General features: G+C 53.2%; 15 protein-coding genes. 6 read left to right on the forward strand and 9 right to left on the reverse strand.

The annotated features are described in order from the left end of the window. Positions 1-124 precede the first annotated feature (124 nt). The 3 genes from BLP79_RS02105 to BLP79_RS02115 all read left to right on the forward strand — a co-directional run bounded on the left by BLP79_RS02105 (position 125) and on the right by BLP79_RS02115 (position 5,075). Positions 125-2,623 (forward strand): heavy metal translocating P-type ATPase, encoded by a 2,499-nt coding sequence (locus BLP79_RS02105; protein ID WP_090215414.1) that lies wholly within the window; start codon positions 125-127, stop codon positions 2,621-2,623. Positions 2,624-2,632: 9 nt separating this feature from the next. Next, positions 2,633-3,016, forward strand: a complete 384-nt coding sequence (gene cueR, locus BLP79_RS02110) for a Cu(I)-responsive transcriptional regulator (RefSeq protein WP_090215416.1) — start codon at positions 2,633-2,635, stop codon at positions 3,014-3,016. Between the two features lie 421 nt (positions 3,017-3,437). Next, complete coding sequence (locus BLP79_RS02115) at positions 3,438-5,075, forward strand: AfsR/SARP family transcriptional regulator (protein WP_090215419.1); 1,638 nt, start codon at positions 3,438-3,440, stop codon at positions 5,073-5,075. Positions 5,076-5,153: 78 nt separating this feature from the next. Here the strand turns inward: BLP79_RS02115 and BLP79_RS02120 are convergent, their stop codons facing one another. The 7 genes from BLP79_RS02120 to xdhA form a co-directional block, all read right to left on the reverse strand. Then, positions 5,154-6,227: a BMP family ABC transporter substrate-binding protein gene (locus BLP79_RS02120; RefSeq protein WP_090215422.1), complete on the reverse strand. Its 1,074-nt coding sequence runs from the start codon at positions 6,225-6,227 to the stop codon at positions 5,154-5,156. Between the two features lie 54 nt (positions 6,228-6,281). Continuing rightward, positions 6,282-7,202: an ABC transporter permease gene (locus BLP79_RS02125; RefSeq protein ID WP_090215426.1), complete on the reverse strand. Its 921-nt coding sequence runs from the start codon at positions 7,200-7,202 to the stop codon at positions 6,282-6,284. After that, entirely contained in the window at positions 7,202-8,284 is a 1,083-nt protein-coding gene (locus tag BLP79_RS02130; protein WP_090215430.1) for an ABC transporter permease, read from the reverse strand. The genes BLP79_RS02125 and BLP79_RS02130 overlap by 1 nt, the downstream gene beginning before the upstream one ends. A 78-nt stretch (positions 8,285-8,362) precedes the next feature. Then, positions 8,363-9,880 carry an ABC transporter ATP-binding protein gene (locus BLP79_RS02135; protein ID WP_090215741.1) on the reverse strand — a complete coding sequence of 506 codons (1,518 nt, stop codon included), beginning with the start codon at positions 9,878-9,880 and terminating at the stop codon, positions 8,363-8,365. Beyond that, positions 9,877-10,827 (reverse strand): xanthine dehydrogenase accessory protein XdhC, encoded by a 951-nt coding sequence (gene xdhC, locus BLP79_RS02140; RefSeq protein WP_090215433.1) that lies wholly within the window; start codon positions 10,825-10,827, stop codon positions 9,877-9,879. The genes BLP79_RS02135 and xdhC overlap by 4 nt, the downstream gene beginning before the upstream one ends. Positions 10,828-10,830: 3 nt before the next feature. After that, positions 10,831-13,119 (reverse strand): xanthine dehydrogenase molybdopterin binding subunit, encoded by a 2,289-nt coding sequence (gene xdhB / locus BLP79_RS02145; protein WP_090215436.1) that lies wholly within the window; start codon positions 13,117-13,119, stop codon positions 10,831-10,833. Next, a complete protein-coding gene (gene xdhA / locus BLP79_RS02150; RefSeq protein ID WP_090215438.1) occupies positions 13,116-14,480 on the reverse strand; it encodes a xanthine dehydrogenase small subunit in 1,365 nt (454 codons plus the stop codon). Before xdhA ends, xdhB begins: the two co-directional genes overlap by 4 nt. Positions 14,481-14,790: 310 nt before the next feature. Here xdhA and dnaE point away from each other — a divergent pair, with 310 nt between their 5' ends. Next, entirely contained in the window at positions 14,791-18,288 is a 3,498-nt protein-coding gene (dnaE, locus tag BLP79_RS02155; protein WP_090215441.1) for a DNA polymerase III subunit alpha, read from the forward strand. Here dnaE and BLP79_RS02160 read toward each other — a convergent pair. Continuing rightward, positions 18,285-18,725 (reverse strand): RrF2 family transcriptional regulator, encoded by a 441-nt coding sequence (locus BLP79_RS02160; RefSeq protein WP_090215444.1) that lies wholly within the window; start codon positions 18,723-18,725, stop codon positions 18,285-18,287. The genes dnaE and BLP79_RS02160 overlap by 4 nt on opposite strands. Positions 18,726-18,883: 158 nt before the next feature. On the opposite strand from BLP79_RS02160, the gene hmpA reads away from it, so the two are divergent. Further along, positions 18,884-20,068, forward strand: a complete 1,185-nt coding sequence (gene hmpA, locus BLP79_RS02165; RefSeq protein WP_090215447.1) for an NO-inducible flavohemoprotein — start codon at positions 18,884-18,886, stop codon at positions 20,066-20,068. Positions 20,069-20,090: 22 nt separating this feature from the next. On the opposite strand, the gene BLP79_RS02170 is transcribed toward hmpA, so the two are convergent. Further along, the gene (locus BLP79_RS02170) at positions 20,091-20,285 is read right to left on the reverse strand and encodes a SlyX family protein (protein WP_090215451.1); all 195 of its coding nucleotides are present in this window, start codon (positions 20,283-20,285) and stop codon (positions 20,091-20,093) included. A 200-nt stretch (positions 20,286-20,485) separates the two neighbouring features. Here BLP79_RS02170 and hisS point away from each other — a divergent pair, with 200 nt between their 5' ends. Then, positions 20,486-21,973 carry a histidine--tRNA ligase gene (hisS, locus tag BLP79_RS02175; RefSeq protein ID WP_090215744.1) on the forward strand — a complete coding sequence of 496 codons (1,488 nt, stop codon included), beginning with the start codon at positions 20,486-20,488 and terminating at the stop codon, positions 21,971-21,973. The last annotated feature ends 1 nt before the right edge of the window (position 21,974 follow it).

Genomic DNA, 21,974 nt, shown 5'->3' on the forward strand with positions numbered 1-21,974 from the left:
CATATTGCCGTGGATTGCAAGCGCCGCCCAGAACTTCTTGTTCAAAAGTATCAGTTTTTCTTGACCTTCTAGTTACTGGAAGGCTCAAAGAAGGAAGAAAGAAAATCAGATGAGCCAGAAATAGATGACTTCCACATTGCAACTTTCTTTCGCGCTGGATGGGGTGAGCTGCGGCGGGTGCGTTGGGCGCGCGCAGCGCGCCATAGAGACTGTTCCGGGAGTGAGAGGAGCGCACGTCAATCTCGCCAATGCGCGGGCCGACGTGACCGCTGATCTTGGGCTTTCAGTGGCTGAACTGACGCACGTGCTTGCAAAGGCAGGGTATCCGGCAAGAGAGAGGCAGGTTGTGCTGCAACTGGAGGGATTGTCTTGTGGCAGCTGTATTGCGCGGGTGGAAGCCGCATTGCTGGCAGTGCCCGGGGTTCTTTCGGCACACGCCTCTCTCACAGATGGTCGGGCGCGGTTGCAGGTCTTGGATGGCGACGGTGATGATCAGGCGCTTCTGAACGCGAGCAGTCAGGCAGGATATCAGGCTATCGTGATAAACGGTGGTGATCGTGATGTAGAAACGCCAAAAGAAAGATCTGCGCGGGAACAGCGGGATTTGCGCAAACGCACCTTTTGGGCCGCTCTTCTTACGCTTCCTGTGTTTGGTCTGGAGATGGGAGGGCATCTGCTCCCATCGTTCCATCACTGGGTGATGGCAACGATCGGTCAGACGGTCAGTTGGACGCTACAAGCCATCCTTGTTTCCATGTTGTTGTTCGGTCCGGGGCGCCAGTTTCTGACGATTGGTTTTTCCGCTTTGTGGCGACGGGCGCCGGACATGAACTCGCTCGTAGCGCTGGGTACTACAGCTGCGTTTTCCTATTCTATGGTGGCCTGTTTCCTGCCGGAGGCGCTGCCTGTTGATGCGGTTGCCGTCTATTTTGAATCTGCGGCCGTTATTGTGACTCTTATCTTGGTGGGACGCCTGCTTGAAGCGCGGGCAAAAGGGCAGACGGGGGCCGCCATTCAGGCGCTTGCTGGCTTGCAGCCCGCGACGGCGCATCGTTTGCCCGCTTTGGGAGAGCTGGCCCAAGAAGTGCCGGTTGCGGATATTCGATCAGGTGATCTTATTCGGCTGCGGCCGGGAGAGCGTGTGGCTGTTGATGGTGTTGTGGTGCAAGGGCAGGGACCTCTTGATGAGGCGATGCTGTCTGGTGAGCCCATTCCTGTTTTCAAGTCCAACGGGGACAGGGTCTCTGCAGGCACGGTGAATGGCGCTTCTCCGCTCGTGATCCAAACCACAGATGTTGGCCAACATACGCGTCTTTCGCAGATCATTGCGATGGTTGAGCGGGCTCAGGCTGTGAAATTGCCAGTGCAGGCCTTGGTCGACCGGATTACATTGTGGTTTGTACCTGCGATTTTAGGGGTCGCCGTGATCACTTTTTTGATCTGGCTGTCATTTGGCGGCAGTGTGAGCGCGGCATTGGTTGCTTCTGTTTCGGTTCTGATCATTGCTTGCCCCTGCGCGATGGGATTGGCCACACCTACGTCTATTATGGTGGGGCTTGGTCGTGCGGCAGAACAAAGTATTTTATTTCGAAAAGGGACCGCGCTGCAAAGTTTGGAAGGTGTTCAGCTTGTGGCTTTTGATAAAACGGGCACGTTGACCGAAGGCAAACCTGCGCTGATTGAGGCGCATTGCGCACCGAACGTGGATAAAGAGCGGTTGCTAAGCCAGGTTGCAGCGCTGGAGGCACAGTCTGAACACCCGATTGGAAAGGCCTTGGTTCGGGCTGCGCCATCTGATGGGATAAACGTCGAGGCTGTGGATGTCTCGCCGGGGCAGGGTATTTCAGGTCTTGTGGCAGGGGAGCGGCTGGCGGTTGGAACTTTTGACTATATCGCTACCAGCGTAGATATTCCTGAATCTTGGCAGCGCGCTGCACGTGAGGCTTCTGCTAAGGGTGCTACTCCGGTTTTTGTGGCGCGCGATGGGGCTGCAGCGGCGGTGCTGATGATGCTGGACCAGTTAAAACCAGAGGCTGCGTCTGCGATTTCGGCACTTAAGCAACAGGGGATGAAAGTTGCGATGATTTCAGGCGATACAGTTGGAGCCGCATCTCACATTGCTGCGCGTCTTGGTATCGATATCGTATTTGGTGCATGCCTGCCCGAGCAAAAGCTTGAACGATTGGCAGAGTTGAAGGCTGTTCATGGTGCCGTGGCTTTTGTCGGGGATGGTATCAATGATGTGCCGGCCTTGGCCGCTGCAGATTGTGGGATCGCTTTGGGTACTGGAACCGATGTGGCGATGGAAGCAGGAGAGGTGGTGCTTTCTGCAGGGACGCCCCAAGGTGTTGTCTCAGCCCTACAGATGAGCCGTGCAATCATGAGGAATATCCGGCAAAATTTGGTCTGGGCTTTTGGGTACAATGTGCTGATGGTTCCAGTTGCTGCTGGCATTTTGGTCCCCTTTGGGGGGCCGATGTTGTCTCCGATGCTAGCAGCGGGAGCGATGGCTGGTTCTAGTGTTTTGGTACTTGCAAACGCCTTGCGCTTGCGCCGCGGGTTCGGGAGCATACATGATACCTTAAGCGGGCAACAAAACAAAAGTTTAGCAGTCAGCGGCTAGGAGGAATGAATGAATATCGGAGATGTGGCGGAGAGGTCAGGTTTACCTGCAAAAACGATCCGCTATTACGAAGATATCGGATTGATCCGTCCGCATCGAAGCGCCAATGGTTACCGTTGTTTTGTCGAAAGTGACCTGCACAAGTTGGCATTTCTTGCCCGTGCGCGCGCGCTTGGTTTTTCAATTGAAGATTGCCGTACCTTGGTTGGGCTTTATGAAGACGAGAGTCGGGCCAGTGCTGATGTAAAAGATTTGGCGCAACAGCATCTTCGAAAAATAGATGCAAAAATTTCTGATCTTGAAGCGATGCGAAACACTCTTAGTGAACTTGTGGAGTGTTGTGCTGGGGACGATCGTCCCGATTGTCCCATTTTGCGTGGTTTGGCCACGTAAGCGGGTTTTGGTTGAAGCTTATTGTCAGCGCATGATCTAAAGCCTAGTACCTAGCTTGCGGGCATATGAAAGCATCTGCTTGGCAACGGTGCCTTCACACGCTCGGTGTGTGTTCTATGAGAATTTCTCGCTGTTGAGATCGTGAATGGAACATTATGCTTCCTTATTGCGGGGTATGCACGTGCAGGCCTTTGTATTTTCTTAAGATAGCCGGACGTGTCATCACACCTCATTTATTATAGCCGTTTCTTTGGTTAAAAAGGTGCAATGAGACTAACAAAGACGTGTTATGGTATCGTGCGATTGTTTTTCGATGGACCTTTGGTCGCATTAAGCAACTTTAGGTGGTATAAGTATTGATTTTTTGAATTCTTGTGACATTATCGTGATAATGGCTTTAGAAATTTAAAAGGCGTTCATAATGGCAGTTTTGTTGAGGATTCGGCACTTTGGGGCCTTCGGTGTCTATCATAGTGATGGCCAAGGTATCCCGTTGGGCGCTAAGCATCAGGCGTTGCTAGCACTTTTGAGCACGGCAGAAGGCGGCATACGCACGCGTGCATTTTTGGAAAACACACTTTGGTGTCTCTCTCAGCCTGAGCAAGCAAAGGCGAGCCTACGGACGGCTCTTTCGACCCTGAAACGGCACCTTGGCGTTGAAGCTTCGGATGTGCTCACCGCGAACCGAGAGCGTGTGACGCTGAGAATGGATCTTGTTGAAATTGATGAGGATGCCGCCAAGGGCGAGTTCATGGAAGGGTTTGAGCTGGCGCATGAGGAAGAATTTGCAGCTTGGCTTGTTAAGATGCGCCAGCACCGCGGCGGCGTACCTGTTCGTGCGATTGAGCGGCTGAACAGCGCGTCACACCTCGTGAAAATGGGAAGCGACGCGATTTTGCCAACCGTAACCGTGATGCCTTTACGTTTGCGTGAAATGGCAGAAGTTTCATCTCCTCTTCCTGATGTCTTAGGAGAAGAGTTGACCCGCGCGCTGGGGCGTAGTCGCGCGTTTTGCGTTACCTCTTTTTTGGCTGCACGGCAGTTTGATGCTGTGACGAGCACACCTGCAGTGGTGAGCGCAGCCACTGGCGCGACATTTATCGTGAGCGGCAGTGTGTCAATTAGCGAGGGGCAGTTTACCCTGGACCTGGATTTAAACGATGCAGTGAGAGATAAGCTGATTTGGTCGCGGCGATACGAGGGGGATATTGCTGATTTACTAAAGGGGAGTACGGATCTGCTGCATCGGATGAGCCGTGATGTCTCCCGTAGTATGACCGGTGAGGCATTGGAGCAGAGCTCAATTAAACCGCTGGCGGATTTGGAAAATCACACGTTGCTTATGGCGTCGATTGCTTTGATGCAAAACGGCCAGCGTGCTCTTTTTGAACGCGCCCGAGATGTCTTAAGTGTTTTGGCAGATCGGGAGTATGGCCACCCAATTGTACAGTGCTGGCAGGGGATTTGGCACGTTTTGCGTGTAGAGCATGGGATTTCGGAAAACAGAGATGCCGATATCGATGCTGCGCGTGTCTATGCGGATGGTGCGCTGGCGTCAGAACCCATGTTGTCACTTGCGCATACTTTGAACGCAATGATTGATGCCCAGCTTGCGTTTAATTTCGAAGCAGCTTTGGCGTCGTTGTCTTTGGCGTTGGAAGATAATCCCAGTGAAGCTTTGGCACTTGTAATGAAAGCACAAGTGTTTGCATATCTCGACCAGTCTGCGGATGCGGTACAGCTTGCGACTGCTGCGCGTCAGTTAATGCCTCTTGGGCCTCAAAAGTTTTATTTCGAAGTTATTTCCGCCATCGCACATCTGGCTGACGGTAATTTTGCCAAAGCAGTTGAGTTTGGTGAGCTTGCACTTGCCAGTAATCCAGGCTTTCCTCAGACTTTACGGCTTCTTGGTGTCGTCAATAGAGCACAGAGAAATGGTAGCAGTGGTCGTGATGCCATCCAAGCGCTTCTTGCAGAGGTACCCGGGTTTGCAATGCGACCCAGCCTTCGCTTTGTTGACGCAAAGGTTGGTGCTGTATATGCAACTGGAACGCGCTGATTTTGTATATATTTCACATTTCATTTCGCAAAAAGCCCGCCATATTGGCGGGCTTTTCTTTGGATCGTTTCTGCTTTCTTATTGTGGGATGTCGCCTTCCAGACCTTCCACGTAGAAGGTCATACCGGCAAGGGTGCCATCATCTGCGGTTTCGCCATCAGCCAACCAAGGTGTGCCATCTTGTTTGTTCAGTGGGCCGGTAAAGCTGTGATATTCTCCTGAAGCCAGTTTTTCTTTCAGTGCCAACGCTTCTGCTTTGACATCAGCCGGAACCGCGTCAGAGATCTCGCCGATCCCAACCATGCCGGCGCCGATGCCATCCCATGTGTCTTTGCTGCTCCATGTACCATCAATCACGGCTTGGGTACGTGCGATGTAATAAGGTGCCCAATCATCAATGATGGATGAGACGCGTGGGAAGGGGGCATATTCAGACATGTCTGATGCCTGACCAAAGGTGATGACATCGCCTGCTGCTTTTGCAGCTGCTTGTGGGGCGGTGGAGTCTGTATGTTGCAAAATGACATCCGCGCCTTGTTCGATCAGAACTTTGGCTGCATCTGCTTCTTTTGCTGGGTCAAACCAAGTGAACGCCCAGACGATTTTGAATTCCACGTCAGGGTTTACTTTTTTTGCGTGGATATATGCAGAGTTGATACCACGGATCACTTCGGGGATTGGGAAAGACCCGATATATCCAATGACATTTGATTTGGTCATATGGCCAGCAATGGTGCCCTGAACCGCGCGGCCTTCGTAAAACCGAGCGGAGTAAGTCGAGACGTTGTCAGAGCGTTTATAGCCCGTCGCGTGTTCGAATTTCACGTTGGGAAATTTCTTGGCGACGTTGATGGTTGGGTCCATGTAGCCAAAGGAGGTGGTGAAGATCAGATCTGCACCTTCCAATGCCATCTGGGTCATGACGCGTTCAGAATCTGGGCCTTCTGCGACGTTTTCCACAAAGACGGTTTCGACCTGATCGCCAAACTCTGCGACAACGGCTTTGCGACCTTGGTCGTGTTCATAGGTCCAACCACCGTCACCAACGGGGCCAACATAGACAAAACCAACTTTGGTTTTATCTGCGGCAACGCCAGCTGTTGCCAGACCAAGCGCCATTGCGGCAGAGGTCAGAAGAGTCGTGAGTTTCATATAAGGACACTCCATGTTGTGTTGTGCTCATTGAAATGAGCGGTTTTTGTTGTTTCAGCGAGACGCGTGGAAAATCCGTCCCAAAGCGGCCGGAGCGCTGCTTTTGTCGGCGGACAAGATAACCAAGACGACGATTGTAATGATGTAGGGTGACATTGCCAGATACTCGACCGGGATAGCAACGCCTGCGGCTTGCAGATTGAGCTGTACAACGGTGAGGCCGCCAAAAAGATAGGCACCAAGCAGGGCACGCCAGGGTTTCCAGCTTGCAAACACCACGAGAGCCAAGGCAATCCAGCCAACCCCGGCCGTCATGCCCTCGGTCCATTGTGGTACGCGGATCAGGCTAATATAAGCTCCGCCCAGACCAGCGCATGCGCCCCCAAACAGGATGGCGAGAATGCGAATGCGGACTACCTTATATCCCAGCGCGTGCGCTGCGTCGTGGTTTTCACCCACGGCGCGCAAAATAAGCCCAACCCGTGTAAACTTTAACATAGCCCAGACCGCTGCTGTCAGTGCGATGCCGAAATAGAGAATGATATCGTGAGAAAACAGGATTGGCCCCACAATGGGGAGATCTGATAAGAGCGGCAGATACAGTTGCCCCATTTCAGGTGGGCGAATGCCCACGTAAGATTGTCCCAGAAGGGCGGAGAGGCCAAGCCCAAATAAGGTCAACGCGAGACCTGAAGCCACCTGATTGGCCAATGCGATCTGCGTGAGCACGACAAACAACAGCGAGAGCGCGGCCCCTGCAAAAGCTGCGGCGACAAAGCCGACGAGTGGTGATCCTGTTTCAACTGCGGTGGCAAAACCGGCAATAGCGCCAATGATCATCATGCCTTCGACACCAAGGTTTAAAACACCAGCTTTTTCGACAACCAGCTCTCCGATGGCGGCAAGCAGGATCGGGGTCGCAGCGACCATCAAAGACGCGATGAGCAGAACGGGGTTGATTGCAGAGAGGTCCATTATGCAGTCTCCGGTGCGCCAAGGCGTATGCGAAAGTTGGTGAGGAGATCAAAGGCCAGAAGGAAGAATAAAAGCATTCCCTGAAAGACCTGAATGGCTGAAGAGGGCAGGCCAAGATTAGATTGTGCAATGTCCCCGCCAATGTAGGTCAACGCCATAAGGCCACCGGCGAGTAAAATACCGACGGGGTGCAGGCGTCCCAAAAAGGCAACGATGATTGCGGTAAATCCATAGCCCACATTAAAATCAATGCTGACCTGACCGGCCGGACCTGAGACTTCAAAGAGCCCGGCGAGACCGGCCAGCGCACCAGATGTGCCAAGGCAAAAAAGGATCAGTCGTGTTGGATTAACCCCCGCGAAACGCGCAGCGCGGGGTGCCTCTCCGGTGAGGCGGATGTGAAAGCCCAGCATATGACGGTTCAGGAGTACATAGGCAAAAATGACTGCGATAAAGGCGGCAACTACACCCAGGTGCAGGCCGCTGTTTGCAATAAGCTCTGCGTTGTGGGCGCTTTCATACTGTTGTAAGTTGCGGCTTCCCGGAAACCCGTAACCTTCTGGGTTTTTCAGCAATCCGAGCGACATAGAGGCCAACAGCTGTTCGGCCACATAGACGAGCATCAGTGAAACAAGGATTTCATTGGTGCCAAAACGGGTCTTTAAAATCGCGGGGATCATGGCCCAAAGCCATCCGCCAAATGCGCCAGCCAAGATCATGAGTGGAAAAACATACCAGCCTTCAATGGGATAGAAGGCAAGGCCGACTCCGGCACCGGTGAGTGCCCCCATGATATATTGCCCCTCTGCCCCAATGTTCCATATCCCGGCTTTAAAGCCCAAAGATAATCCAATCGCGATGAGAACCAGAGGCGCGCCTTTGATCAAAAGCTGCGGTCGATAGTAAAAGGAAAACTCTCCAAATAAAGGTTCCCAAAAGATGGTGCGAATGGCTTCTATGGGTGGTTTTCCAAGGGCCGCAAAAAGCAGCCCTCCGGCGATCATCGTCGCCAGAACTGCCACCAAAGGTGTTGCAAGGGACCAAGCTTGTGACGGCTGCGGGCGTTTTTCAAGCCGGATCATAGGCGCAGGTTCCCTGTGTAAGTTTGGTCATGGTGTTTTGACGGAAAGGTTCTGATGTCTGGTTTGCAAAGGGCGTGGCTAAACATGGGCAACCTCCATGCCATGCGCTCCACCCATCATTAGGCCGATTTCTTCGACAGTCAGCCCTGTGGTTTCACGTGGAGGGCTAAGCCGCCCTTCGTTCAGGGCCGCAAAAATATCTGAAATTTCCATTAGCTCATCCAGATCCTGGCTGATGCAGAGGATGGCGGCGCCCTCAGCGGCCAGATCCAGTAGTGATTGCCGGATTGCGGCAGCCGCGGCAGCGTCCACACCCCAGGTGGGCTGGTTTACGACAAGCACCTTAGGGTTTTGAAGCACTTCGCGGCCGATAACAAATTTTTGCAAATTGCCACCAGACAGCGCGCGCGCAGCGTTTTCGGTTCCAGGGGTGCGCACATCAAAGGCTTCGATAATGCGGGCTGCGAATCCGCGTGCAGCCCCCCACTTCAGGAAGCCGCCCTGAGCAAGCTTTTCACGCACTGCGCCGGTGAGCATTGCATTTTCTGTCAGGCTCATATCAGGAGCGGCTGCATGGCCCAAGCGTTCTTCGGGCGCAGACAGGAGGCCAAGACCGCGACGTTGGTTGGGGCCCAAATGTCCAATAGAATGTCCGTTTAGCTGGACGCTTGCAGGGGAGGTGCTTAGTTCACCAGACAGTACCGAGAGCAGTTCATCCTGTCCGTTGCCTGCCACCCCCCCAATACCTAGGATTTCCCCTTGTCGCAGGGTTAAGGAGATGTCTCTCAATGTGGTGCCAAATTCACTGGGCGCGGAAACAGTGAGATTTTGCACCTCAAGTGCGCTATCACCAAAACTGCGTGTGCTCCGGGCCGGTGTTTTTAGTGCGCTGCCCACCATCATTTCTGCCATATCGCGGGCTGAGGTGTCAGAAGGAATACAAGACCCGACGTTTTTGCCGAGTCTCAGAATGGTGGCAGCATCACAAAGGCTGCGGATCTCTTCAAGTTTGTGGCTAATGTAAAGGATCGAGGTGCCCTCAGAGCGCAGCTTGCGCAAGGTTTCAAAGAGAATACCAACCTCTTGCGGTGTCAAAACACTGGTGGGCTCATCCATGATCAGTAGTTTTGGATCTTGCAAAAGACAGCGGATGATCTCAACCCGCTGGCGTTCACCTGCTGAAAGATCCCCAACACGGCGGCTTGGATCAAGGGGCAGGCCATAGGTTTGCGACACATCCCGAATTCGACGTGCAAGGTCGCGCATCTTAGGCGGGTTTTCCATACCAAGAGCGATGTTTTCGGCTACATTTAGCGCATCAAAGAGCGAAAAATGCTGAAACACCATTGCGATCCCGTCAGCGCGGGCCTGGCGTGGTTCAGCTGGCGCAAACGCGGCACCATTCAGTTTCATCTCTCCGCTGTCGGGTTTGACAAGACCATAGATCATTTTGACAAGAGTTGACTTACCCGCGCCATTCTCTCCAAGGAGCGCATGGACTTCGCCGGGTTGAATGGTCAGCGAGACCTGGTCATTAGCAATCACACCCGGGTAGGCTTTGGTCACGCCCGAAAGGCTTAGCAAAGGGTCTGTCACGCGCGATATTCCTTGTTCCATTCGGCGGCTGCCTGAGCGGGTCGCAAAAGTTCGGCCGCGACACCTACGGCGATCATCTGAGGGTGCTTGCCCAGACTTGGATCTCCGATTGGACAGGTGATCCTGTTCGGTGCCTCAGCGCTATGCCCTAATTGCACAAGCTGACGACGGAACCGGGCCCACTTGGTGGATGATCCGATGACACCTGCAAAAGAAAATTCTTGTGCAAGCAAGGCGTTGCATAGCGCTAGATCCAGTTTATGGGAATAGGTGAGTATAACATGTGCCGTATTTTCTGGCGCATAGTGTACCACTCTAACCGGATCATCTGCGGGGAGCACCGTGATATTGCTGGGGTAAGTCTTGGGGAAACGCGATGTACTGGTGTCGACCCATGTGATGTCAAGATCCGGGAGAGGTGCAAGGATCGAGACGATTGCACGGCCGACATGGCCCGCCCCCCAGACCCAGACAGGTCGGCTTGGTTTGTGTACGGGTTCGATAAACCAGCCATCAATAAGTTCACTGTCAGGGCGTTGGCCTTGATTACGTGCGCTTGCCAAAATGCGTTTCACGGCGAAGGGAGGCGTTTTTTCTGCGGTCGCATGGATGGGTCGGGCGATGATATCACTGGTGAGTGTTGCGCAGCGTGCAGCATCATAAAGTTCGCTGATCAAAGTCACAGACCCACCACAACACTGACCCAGATCTGGCCCCAACGCATGGGTGCTGCTTTCAGTATATTGTGTTTGGGTACGCGCTGTTTTGGCGGCGTGGTATTCTAAAGTGCCGCCGCCAATTGTCCCAGATTGTCCGCCTGCCCAGACCAGCATTGCGGCGCCCACTTCGCGCGGTGAAGAGCCGCGCACAGCGGCAATTGCAACGCGGGTTACCTGCCCGTGTTCAGCAACGGCTTTTTTTAAAGCTTCTCGATCAAAACCTGTCATATTTTACACCTCGCGGAGGCGCTGACAGGCAGACCACAGTTCTTCGGGCGTGGCTGGCGCATTGAGTGCAGGGTAGGCATTGCCTGCCTGCGCAACGGCATCGCTGAGCGCAAGATAGACTGAAATGCCAAGCATGAAAGGAGGTTCGCCCACCGCTTTTGAGCGATAGATCGTGCGAGCAGGGTTGGCTTGATCCCAAAGTGCTACATTGAAAATATCGGGCGCATCTGAACAGGCAGGGATTTTATAGGTTGAGGGCGCATGCGTGCGAAGGTGGCCTTTGTCGTCCCAAACCAGTTCCTCTGTCGTGAGCCAGCCTGCGCCTTGGACATATCCGCCTTCAACCTGACCGATATCCAATGCAGGATTGAGGGAGCTGCCAGCATCATGCAACAGATCTGCACGTAGAATACGATTTTCACCGGTGCGCAGATCCACAACCACTTCACTAAGCGCAGCGCCATAGGCAAAATAATAAAACGGCCGTCCTTGCCCCTTGATCCGGTCCCACTTTAGATCAGGTGTCTTGTAAAACCCCGTTGCGGACAGGCTGACGCGGGCCTCGTAACACTGTTTTGCAGCCTCTGCGAAAGAGAGGCGTTTGTCACCGATCAGTACATGATTGTCCGCAAAAGTGACTTCATCAGAGCCAGTGCATGGTGGTTGGCTTGTCAAATGGGCGACCATACGCGCGCGGATTTGATCGCAGGCATCCATAACAGCCATGCCATTTAAGTCAGATCCCGAAGAAGCTGCAGTGGCGGATGTATTGGGGACTTTTGCCGTGTCGGTAGCGGTGATTTTTACACGATCCATAGATACACCAAAACGACTTGCCGCCACTTGTGCGACTTTCTGGAACAAGCCCTGGCCCATCTCAGTGCCGCCATGGTTCAGATGAATGGAGCCATCATTGTAGACATGGACCAAAGCTCCCGCTTGGTTCAGGTGTGTCAGGGTAAACGAGATGCCAAACTTAACGGGTGAGAACCCAAGTCCTCGTTTCAGGTGAGTTTGGCTTGCGTTCCACGACTCAATCTCTGCATGGCGCGTTTTGTAATCGGCGTCTATGAGCAGTTTTTCCGTGATCCCATGCAGCTCGAAATCCGTGACCGGCATGCCATATGGCGTCGTAACCGGTGCAGCCGAGGGGGCGGGGTAATAGTTGCGTTGGCGTACTGTGACGGGATCCAGGTCAAGGTGGTGTGCGATATGATCCATAACCCGTTCAATGCCAACCATACCTTGTGGGCCACCAAATCCCCGAAACGCCGTAGCGCTTTGCAGGTTGGTTTTTAGCCGATGGCTTTCAATACGGATATTGGGCAGGTGGTAGGCATTATCCGAATGCAACATGGCGCGATCTGCCACCGGCAACGATAGATCCTGCGCCCAGCCACAATTCACGTGATGCAGAAAAGAAAGCCCCTGCACGCGACCGGTGTCATCAAATCCAACCTCATATGTGATGCGAAAAGCATGACGCTTGCCGGTGATGATCATGTCATCGTCGCGGTCATAACGCATTTTACAGGGATGATCTGTCAACCGTGCCGCTACCGCACATGCGACCGCAAGGGCGTTTCCCTGGCTTTCCTTTCCGCCAAAGCCACCCCCCATGCGTCTGGTTTCCACACGGACACTGTGCATAGGCAGGCCGATGGCTTCTGCGACTTTGTGCTGTATTTCAGTGGGATGCTGGGTTGAGGAATGGATGTGAAATCCGCCGTCCTCTTGTGGAAGCGCAAGCGCAGCCTGACCTTCAAGATAAAAATGTTCTTGTCCGCCAATTTCAAAACAGGCGCTGACGTGATGCGGCGCGTGCGAGATCGCGGTTTCCGCATCGCCCGATGACCAGATCCGCGGGCCCTCTTCAAAACGGCTGTTTGCTGCGAGTGCCTGATCTACTGTCAGAATGGGCGGGGTATCTTGGTAGGTGATCTTTGCTTTACGGGCTGCAATCCGTGCAGCGCGATGGCTGCGTGCCACAACCAAAAATATGGGCTGGCCCAAATAGTGGATTTCACCGTCAGACAGCATAGGTTCGTCATGAATGGAAGCTGATACATCATTGCTAAAGGGCAGATCTTTTGCTTCCACTACTGCGATAACATCTGGACTGCGCCGAACTGTATCTAGGTCTTTCGAACTGATGTGCCCACGTGCGATTTCAGCCAGACCAAAGGCGAGATGTAGGCAGTCGCGTGGTGTGGGGATGTCATCGACATATCGGGCGGCCCCCGTCACATGCAGTTTTGCGGCATCATGGGGCAGGGGTTTGGTAACGCTCATGGCTGCACCTCAAGAACAGATGTGGCAGTGCCTGCAAGATCATCAAAGTAGCGTGCCAACAGTTCTGCAGCTGCGCCTAAACGATAGTCGGCCGAAGCGCGCATATCGCTGAGCGGTGTAAAGTCTTGCGCAAGTGCGTGTTGCGCTTGGGCCAGCGTTGTGCGCGTCCATGGTTGGCCAAGCAATGCGGCTTCTGCGGCTGCGGCGCGTTTGGGTACGCCAGCCAAGCCGCCAAAGGCCAGCCGCGCTGCTATGATGGTCCCGTTTTTGATGTGTACATTGAACGCGCCCAGAACTGCAGAAATGTCCTGATCAAACCGTTTTGAAAGTTTGTAAACCCGCAGGGCCTCTGCGGTTTTGGGAAGGGTAAAACGTTCGACAAATTCACCCGGCGCGCGATCTTGTTTGCCGTATTCAATGAAGAAATCTTCGACGGCTAATTGACGGCGTGTCTCGCCTTTTCTGAGGGTCATCTGTGCTCCAAGCGCGATCAGCACTGGCGGACAATCCCCGATGGGAGATCCGTTGGCTACATTCCCACCGAGCGTTGCTGCGTTGCGCACTTGCTGACTGGCAAAGCGACGCAACATGTCGGTAAACGCAGGGAAATCTTCACGTACCGCAGCACGAAGAGCGCTGATGGTTGTCATCGCACCGACCTCAAGTGTCTCACCTGTGTCTGTGATGGTTTTCAGATCGTCGCACCCTTGTAAAAAGATCACAGGATCGGGGTTTTGCAATTTCTTGGTTACGTCAAGGCCAAGATCCGTGGCTCCAGCCACCAGCCGAGCTGTTGGCGTTTTTATGTATATGGCTGCAAGCGCATCCGCGCTGTCCGGGCGCATAGGGTCTGCGCTGGGTGTGGCGATTTGTGGCGCGTTGGCGATCCATTCAGGCACGGGTGCGTTTTGCGCAGCTTTGGCGGCACGTAGGATTGGGGCATAGCCGGTACAGCGGCACAAGTTGCCTGCCAGTTGATCGTTGTAATCGGTCTCGCCATTTGCATGGGCCGTGACCATAGACATCACAAATCCCGGTGTGCAAAATCCGCATTGGCTGCCATGATATTGGATCAGCGCATCTTGTATCGGGTGCAACATGCCATTTGCAGCGGCTACACCTTCGACTGTGCGAACGGACCGTCCGTGCAGCTGCGGTAAAAACAGGATGCATGCATTTTGCGCCGCATGGCCGTTTTCATCGCTGACCATCACAGTACAGGCGCCGCAGTCGCCTTCGTTGCAGCCTTCTTTTGTGCCGGTCAATCCGCGTGTCTCACGCAGCCAATCCAAAAGGGTTAAAGTTGGCGGCACATCTTTCAGTGCCACGCTCTCTCCGTTCAGAAGAAAGGTGATGTCCATTATGACACCCTGTCGCCATACCAAAAATGAGGCCGGTTGTGCCTTTGGTCGATGCGACGTAGACCAGAGGCGGCACTGTATTGTTCAGTTCAATCGAGACTGTACGGAGCTGTGCCGCCCTCTGGCAAGGAAAACCTGAAAAAATTGCTGAGCTGCTTGGAATTTGCGCATACTCCCTCTTCCAAGGATGTCGGCAAGGAGACCGGAACCATTACCATTTGCCGGATTTTTTGTGATGGAGTGAAACGCATTGGCACAATCGCGTAAATCACGGTGGCTCGTAATCGCTTGCTGAGGTAGCTTTCATGGTATGACAGCTCCTCGATTCATACACCTGCGCACTCATACGGAATATTCTTTGCTGGAAGGCGCTTTGCGGTTGAAAAAACTGCCGGACTTATGCTTGGCAAATGACATGCCGGCGATTGCGGTCACAGACACCAACGCAATGTTTTCTGCATTGGAATTTTCGGTCACAGCATCAAAGGCAGGTGTCCAGCCGATCGTTGGCTGTCAGGTGGATCTCACTTTTCAAGAAGCCGAGCCGGGCGGTAAGCCTAAATTGCCTGCTCCTGTTGTTTTGCTTGCGCAGAACGAGACCGGTTATGAACATCTGATGAAGCTGTCTTCCTGTCTTTACGTCGATAAGGGGGGGCAGCTACCGCAGGTCACGTTAGAGGAGTTAGCAGCCAATTCAGCAGGGCTTATTTGTTTGAGCGGCGGCCCGCTTGGACCTGTTGGTATGTTGTTACGGCAAGGTCAGCGTGATGCGGCTGAAGCTTTGATGCATCGCCTTAAGGCGATTTTTCCAGATCGCCTCTATGTAGAGTTACAGCGCCACCCGGGAGAGGATGGCCAACCCGAAGCGGAACGTCTGACAGAACGTGGCCATGTTGAGATGGCCTACGCGATGGATCTGCCCTTGGTTGCGACCAATGACGTCTATTTCCCCAAGGCAGATATGTACGAGGCGCATGATGCGCTGATCTGCATCGCTGAGGGCGCTTATGTGGATCAGATGGAAGGGCGCCGTCGCCTGACGCCGCAGCATTACTTCAAAAGCCAGGAAGAGATGATCACGCTTTTTGCGGACCTCCCAGAAGCGATTGAAAATACGGTTGAGATTGCGCAGCGGTGTGCGTTTAAGGCCTATCTGCGCGATCCGATTTTGCCAAAATTTGCCGATGATGAGGTCGCAGAATTGCGGCGCATTGCCAATGAGGGCCTGCAAAAACGTCTTGCGGTAATCCCGCATGCGGTGAGCGTTGAAGAATATCAAGAGCGCTTGGATTTTGAACTGGGCATTATCGAAGGCATGGGCTTTCCGGGCTATTTTCTGATCGTTGCGGACTTTATCCAATGGGGCAAAGATCAGGGCATTCCGGTGGGGCCGGGGCGGGGGTCGGGCGCGGGCTCTTTGGTGGCTTATGCGCTGACGATCACCGACCTTGATCCATTGCGCTATTCTCTCCTGTTTGAACGGTTCTTGAACCCGGAACGGGTTTCAATGCCTGACTTTGACATCGATTTTTGCATGGATCGGCGCGAAGAGGTGATCCGCTACGTGCAAGAGAAATATGGCCGTGATAAGGTGGGGCAGATTATCACCTTTGGTGCGTTGTTGTCCAAAGCGGCGGTGCGCGATATTGGCCGGGTGCTGCAAATGCCCTTTGGTCAAGTGGATCGTCTGTCCAAGATGATTCCAGTGGAAGGTGTCAAACCCGTTTCCATTGAAAAAGCGCTGGTGGATGAACCCCGTCTGAAAGAAGAAGCGCGCAACGAACCTGTGGTCGATCGGCTGTTGACCTATGGCCAGCAGGTAGAGGGACTATTGCGAAATGCCTCAACCCACGCAGCGGGGGTTGTGATTGGCGATCGGCCTTTGGATGCCTTGGTGCCGCTGTATCAAGATCCGCGTTCAGACATGCCTGCGACACAGTTCAATATGAAATGGGTGGAACAGGCCGGGTTGGTGAAATTCGACTTTCTTGGCCTGAAAACCCTGACCGTGATCCAGAACGCGATGAACCTGATTATAAAATCAGGGCGGGACATCCATGTATCAGAAGATGGGCGAAGCCTTTATGAGCCGCCCGAGGGCGCTGTGAATGAAATCAACGCCATTCCGCTGGATGATAAGGCGACATATGATCTTTATTCTGCGGCGAAAACCGTTGCGGTGTTTCAGGTGGAATCCACCGGCATGATGGATGCGCTTAAGCGCATGAAACCCACTTGTATCGAAGATATCGTTGCGCTCGTTGCGCTTTATCGTCCCGGCCCGATGGAGAATATTCCCACGTATTGTGAGGTGAAAAACGGCCAGCGCAAAATTCAATCTGTGCATCCTTTGATCGATCATATTCTTGAAGAAACACAAGGTATTATCGTTTATCAGGAACAGGTTATGCAGATCGCTCAGGTGATGGCTGGTTACTCTCTTGGTGGCGCTGACCTGCTGCGCCGTGCGATGGGTAAAAAGATCAAAGAGGCGATGGATGCTGAGCGTCCGAAATTTGAAAAAGGCGCGGCAGAAAACGGGGTGCCTGCGAAAAAGGCCTCCGAAGTTTTCGATTTGCTTGAGAAATTTGCCAACTACGGGTTTAACAAATCCCACGCGGCCGCCTATGCGGTTGTAAGCTACCAGACCGGCTGGCTGAAAGCCAATCATCCGGTTGAGTTCATGGCAGGGGTCATGAACTGCGATATCCACCTAACCGAAAAGCTGGCGATCTATTTCGAAGAGGTGCGCAAGGGGTTGAAGCTTGCATATGTGCCGCCCTGTGTAAATCGATCTTTGGCGACCTTTGATGTGGTTGATGGAAAACTGGTCTATGCGCTGGGCGCGTTGAAAAACGTTGGCACCGAGGCGATGAACCTTATTGTGGCTGGCCGGGATGATCGGCCATTTGCGACTTTGTTTGACTTGGCGCGTCGGGTGGATCTGAAAAAGGTGGGTAAGCGGCCCTTGGAAATGTTGGCGCGGGCAGGTGCCTTTGATCAGCTTGATAAAAACCGGCGTCGGGTTTTTGATAGCCTTGAAGGGTTGGTTGCTTATTCTGCCGCTATTCATGAGCAGAAAAATTCTAATCAGGTCTCGCTCTTTGGGGAAGCAGGGGATGATCTGCCGGAGCCGCGCATGGCAGGTGTTCCGGATTGGTTGCCAGCGGAACGGCTTGCTGAAGAGTTTCGCGCGATTGGGTTTTACCTGTCCGGTCATCCTTTGGATGACTATATGCCTGCGCTGAAGCGCAAAGATGTTATGACGTTGGATGAGGTCGAAGCAAAAGCAGCGCGAGGGCCATTTATGGCAAAAATGGCGGGTGTTGTTGCTGGGCGGCAAGAGCGCAAATCCGCGCGCGGAAACAGGTTCGCTTTTGCGCAATTGTCAGACCCTTCAGGGGCCTTTGAGGTAACGCTGTTTTCTGAAGTGCTGGAAAAATCGCGCGAGTTTCTGGATACGGGGTCTAAGGTCGTCATTACGGCAGAAGCCACGATGGAAAGTGATCAGTTAAAATTGCTGATCCGTTCTGTCGGACCTGTGGATGCTGCTATTGCAGATGCCGGACGCAGCTCATTGCGGCTTTATCTGGATGATGCCAGCGCGGTCCCTACCATTGCACGTGTCTTAGAAGATGCCAAATCAGCCGCCCGTTCTGCATCTCCGGGTGAGATCTATGTATATCTACAAGATCCAAAGCTGCCCGGCGATGTAGAGATGGATCTTGGTCAGATGTTTCCGATCAACCCACAGATCAAAGGCGCGCTGAAATCACTGGATGGTGTTTTGGATGTTGAAGAAATTTAGGGCAGCAGATCATCAGTGTTTTTGAGGCCAAAATCTAAAGGCGACAATAAAATATCGGCCAGCGTGTAACGGTCCAGCACCGCGAGAAAGGCACTCTGCGCTTCAATCAGGGGCGATTTAAGGCGGCAGGTTCCTGTGATTACACATTTGTTTTGGGGGCGCATGCATTCTACCAGACCGAAATCAGGTTCAATAGCGCGTGTTACTGTGCCAAGGTTAATCTGTTCAGGGGCGTGGGCTAAGCGCAGGCCTCCAGATCTGCCACGTTGAGCGACTAAAATCCCGGCTTGTGTGAGATTGGTTGCCACTTTTTTTACCGTACCATGGGGCAGATTGTAGAATGTCACGACCTCTTCCACTTTGATGATGCGGTCAGGATGCGACCCAGCAAAGATGAGCGTGCGAAACGCAATATCTGTCATATCAGTCAAGCGCATTGCTTAGGCTCCTTGTGAAGTCAAACCTTGGCCTAATGCCGCAGGCTGAAAGTGAACAGGGGGTGCGACAGATTGTCTGCCACTAAAGAGGTATATTGAATATCTGATTTGGAATGCTCATAAAATAGATACATAAAATATCCATTATGGAGAGCCCTATGACTGCCCCGTTAAGCGAAGCGACTTTAGCCACTATCGAAGCCACTGTACCTGCATTGGAAGCTGCAGGGGGGCAGGTGGTTCAGCGTTTGTATCATCACTTGTTAGCAGATCCCGAAATTCGGTCTTTGTTCAACATGTCGCATCAGGAAGGAGAGTCTCCGCAGCATAAGGCCCTTGCAGGAGCAATTTTGGCATATGCGCAAAACATCCGTCAGCCTCAGGTCTTGGCAGCTGCAATTGAGCGGATCGCACAAAAACATGTGGCCTTGCAAATCATGCCACATCATTATGATGCGGTGGAAAAAGCATTGATGGCTGCGCTTGGTGATGTGCTTGGTGAGGCCGCAACGCCAGAGATTGCTGCAGCCTGGCAGACGGCTTATCGGTTTCTCGCTTCTGTTCTTATTGATCGTGAAAAGACACTCTATGAGGCAAGCGCATCAGCGCCTGGGGGGTGGGACGGCTGGCGCCGTTTTATGATTACTGAAAAACATCAGGAAACCGCTGAAATTGCGTCATTTGTATTGAAACCTGTCGATGGCGGTGCCGTTGCAAAGCATTTGCCGGGGCAATACCTGACAGTGCTGCTGTCCATAACAGAAGTGGAGACCGTACGCCGAAACTACTCAATCTCGTGTGCTCCAAATGGGGATGCATATCGGATCACGGTCAAGCACGCGCCACAGGGCAAGGCTTCAGGCTGGTTGCATACAGTGGCACAAGTGGGCGATGAAATTGATGTGGCTGCGCCTGCGGGACATTTTTATCTGGATCTGAAAGACAAATCTGAGGTGGTTCTTGTGTCTGGCGGCGTTGGATTGACGCCTATGATTTCCATGTTGGAAGCAACATCTGGAGCAGGTGTGCCGATCACTTATATTCATGCTGCGCGCAGTGGAACGCATCACGCAATGGGCGCGCACCATCGGGCGTTGGCTGATCGCTCGGTGGTGTTTTACGATACGCCAGAGGCCGCCGATGCGGTTGGCGTGGATTATGAACACAAAGGTCAGATCTCTGCGGATTGGCTGGCTGACGAGACCAAGTCAAAGACAGCAGATTACTATATCTGCGGTCCAACCCCATTTATGCGTTCGATTGTTACGGGGTTAAAGGCGCGTGGTGTTGCTGCAGAACGCATTCATTATGAATTCTTTGGCCCTGAAAGCGAATCTTTCTAAGGAGCGGACAACAAAGCGCTGCTTAATAGTGCGGCGGTCGTTCATCGCCAAAGACCACTCCGCCGCCCGCATCGCTTTCACGTTGGGCTTCGCGTTCCATCAACATTTGGACACGACGCTGCAGCAATGCGATATCTGTCTGTTGCTGTGCGACAATTGTGCTCATCTCATCCAGATTACGGGTGAGGTGGGCAATTTGTTCTTCCAGATGCTGCATTTATCAATCTCCAAGAGCGGCGGGCACCTTCTGATAGGGTGTTTGCGGGGTGGGGTCTATGGCTTGTCTGCAGAATGGTTTCCCGTGAAACGTTGAATGCATGGCGGATTTACTCTGGATTGGCATGCACGACTTGCCGCTTGGGCGTGCATGGGCTAGACGCGGAGCCACGTTTTATCACCACCTGCGAGGAGGCCGAGATGGCCAAGATCAAGAAGCAACCCCGTCCCAAGGCGCAGACGCCGAAGGGGTTTCGTGATTATTTTGGAGCAGAGGTAAGCCAGCGCACAGAGATGTTGCAGGCGATAGCAGGTGTGTATCATCATTATGGCTTTGACGCACTGGAGTCTTCGGCTGTTGAAACCGTAGAGGCGCTGGGCAAGTTCCTGCCTGATGTTGATCGTCCCAATGAAGGTGTCTTTGCGTGGCAGGAATTTGATGAGAACGATAAGGGTGATTGGATGGCCCTGCGTTATGATCTCACTGCGCCTTTAGCACGGGTTTATGCCCAGCACCGCAATGACCTGCCCAACCCTTACCGTCGGTATGCGATGGGGCCTGTGTGGCGGAACGAAAAACCGGGCCCTGGTCGCTATCGCCAGTTTTATCAGTGTGATGCGGATACCGTCGGCACGGCTTCTATGGCGGCTGATGCTGAGATCTGCATGATGTTGTCAGACACGCTGGAAACCGTGGGTATTCCACGCGGTGACTATCTGGTGCGGGTCAACAATCGTAAAGTTCTGAATGGCGTTTTGGAAGCAATGGGGCTTGCCGAAGATGATCCTAAGCGTGACGATGTGCTGCGCACGATCGATAAGTTTGACAAAGTTGGCGAAAGCGGCGTGCGCGAATTGCTGGGCAAAGGGCGTCTGGATGCGTCTGGTGCTTATATCGATGGCGTGGGGCTGGGAGACGCGCAAGCGGATCCAGTGATCGCCTTTTTGACCTCCCGTGCGGATGATGTGGCAGGCACCATGGCCAATCTGCGTGCTGCTGTTGGCGGGAGCAAAGTTGGCGCTGATGGTATCGCTGAGTTGGAATTGATCGGTGAACTGGTAACAGCTGGTGGCTATAGCGCGGATCAGATCCTGATTGATCCCTCCATCGTACGTGGCCTTGGGTATTATACCGGTCCCGTGTTTGAAGCAGAGCTGACCTTTGAAATTCTGGATGAGAAGGGGCGCAAGCGTCAATTTGGATCTGTTTCCGGCGGTGGGCGTTATGATGGTTTGGTGAAACGTTTTACCGGTCAGGAAGTGCCAGCGACTGGGGTTTCGATCGGTGTGGATCGCCTTTTGGCAGCTTTGCGCGAAAAGGGCAGGATTTCAGCGCAGGCCAAAGGGCCGGTTGTCGTCACTGTCATGGATCGTGACAGGATGGCTGATTATCAGGCCATCGTGGCTGAGCTGCGCAATGCAGGTATTCGGGCAGAGGTCTATCTTGGCAACCCAAAGAATTTTGGGAACCAGCTGAAATACGCGGACAAGCGCAACTCTCCCGTTGCGGTTATTGAAGGCGGGGATGAAAAAGCACAAGGCATCATCCAGATCAAGGATTTGATTTTGGGAGCTAAGATTGCCGAAAATGCCACTCTGGAAGAGTGGAAAGAACGTCCCAGCCAGTTCACCGTACCCCGCGGCGATTTGATCGCTAAGGTACGTGAAATCCTAGAAAGCCAGGATTAAG

The organism is Epibacterium ulvae, assembly GCF_900102795.1.
GTDB lineage: Bacteria > Pseudomonadota > Alphaproteobacteria > Rhodobacterales > Rhodobacteraceae > Epibacterium > Epibacterium ulvae.

Coding starts and splice junctions, on each gene's coding strand:
- BLP79_RS02105 (WP_090215414.1), top strand. CDS start 125: ATGACTTCCACATTGCAACTTTCTTTCGCGCTGGATGGGGTGAGCTGC.
- cueR (WP_090215416.1), top strand. CDS start 2,633: ATGAATATCGGAGATGTGGCGGAGAGGTCAGGTTTACCTGCAAAAACG.
- BLP79_RS02115 (WP_090215419.1), top strand. CDS start 3,438: ATGGCAGTTTTGTTGAGGATTCGGCACTTTGGGGCCTTCGGTGTCTAT.
- BLP79_RS02120 (WP_090215422.1), bottom strand. CDS start 6,227: ATGAAACTCACGACTCTTCTGACCTCTGCCGCAATGGCGCTTGGTCTG.
- BLP79_RS02125 (WP_090215426.1), bottom strand. CDS start 7,202: ATGGACCTCTCTGCAATCAACCCCGTTCTGCTCATCGCGTCTTTGATG.
- BLP79_RS02130 (WP_090215430.1), bottom strand. CDS start 8,284: ATGATCCGGCTTGAAAAACGCCCGCAGCCGTCACAAGCTTGGTCCCTT.
- xdhC (WP_090215433.1), bottom strand. CDS start 10,827: ATGACAGGTTTTGATCGAGAAGCTTTAAAAAAAGCCGTTGCTGAACAC.
- xdhB (WP_090215436.1), bottom strand. CDS start 13,119: ATGAGCGTTACCAAACCCCTGCCCCATGATGCCGCAAAACTGCATGTG.
- xdhA (WP_090215438.1), bottom strand. CDS start 14,480: ATGGACATCACCTTTCTTCTGAACGGAGAGAGCGTGGCACTGAAAGAT.
- dnaE (WP_090215441.1), top strand. CDS start 14,791: ATGACAGCTCCTCGATTCATACACCTGCGCACTCATACGGAATATTCT.
- BLP79_RS02160 (WP_090215444.1), bottom strand. CDS start 18,725: ATGCGCTTGACTGATATGACAGATATTGCGTTTCGCACGCTCATCTTT.
- hmpA (WP_090215447.1), top strand. CDS start 18,884: ATGACTGCCCCGTTAAGCGAAGCGACTTTAGCCACTATCGAAGCCACT.
- BLP79_RS02170 (WP_090215451.1), bottom strand. CDS start 20,285: ATGCAGCATCTGGAAGAACAAATTGCCCACCTCACCCGTAATCTGGAT.
- hisS (WP_090215744.1), top strand. CDS start 20,486: ATGGCCAAGATCAAGAAGCAACCCCGTCCCAAGGCGCAGACGCCGAAG.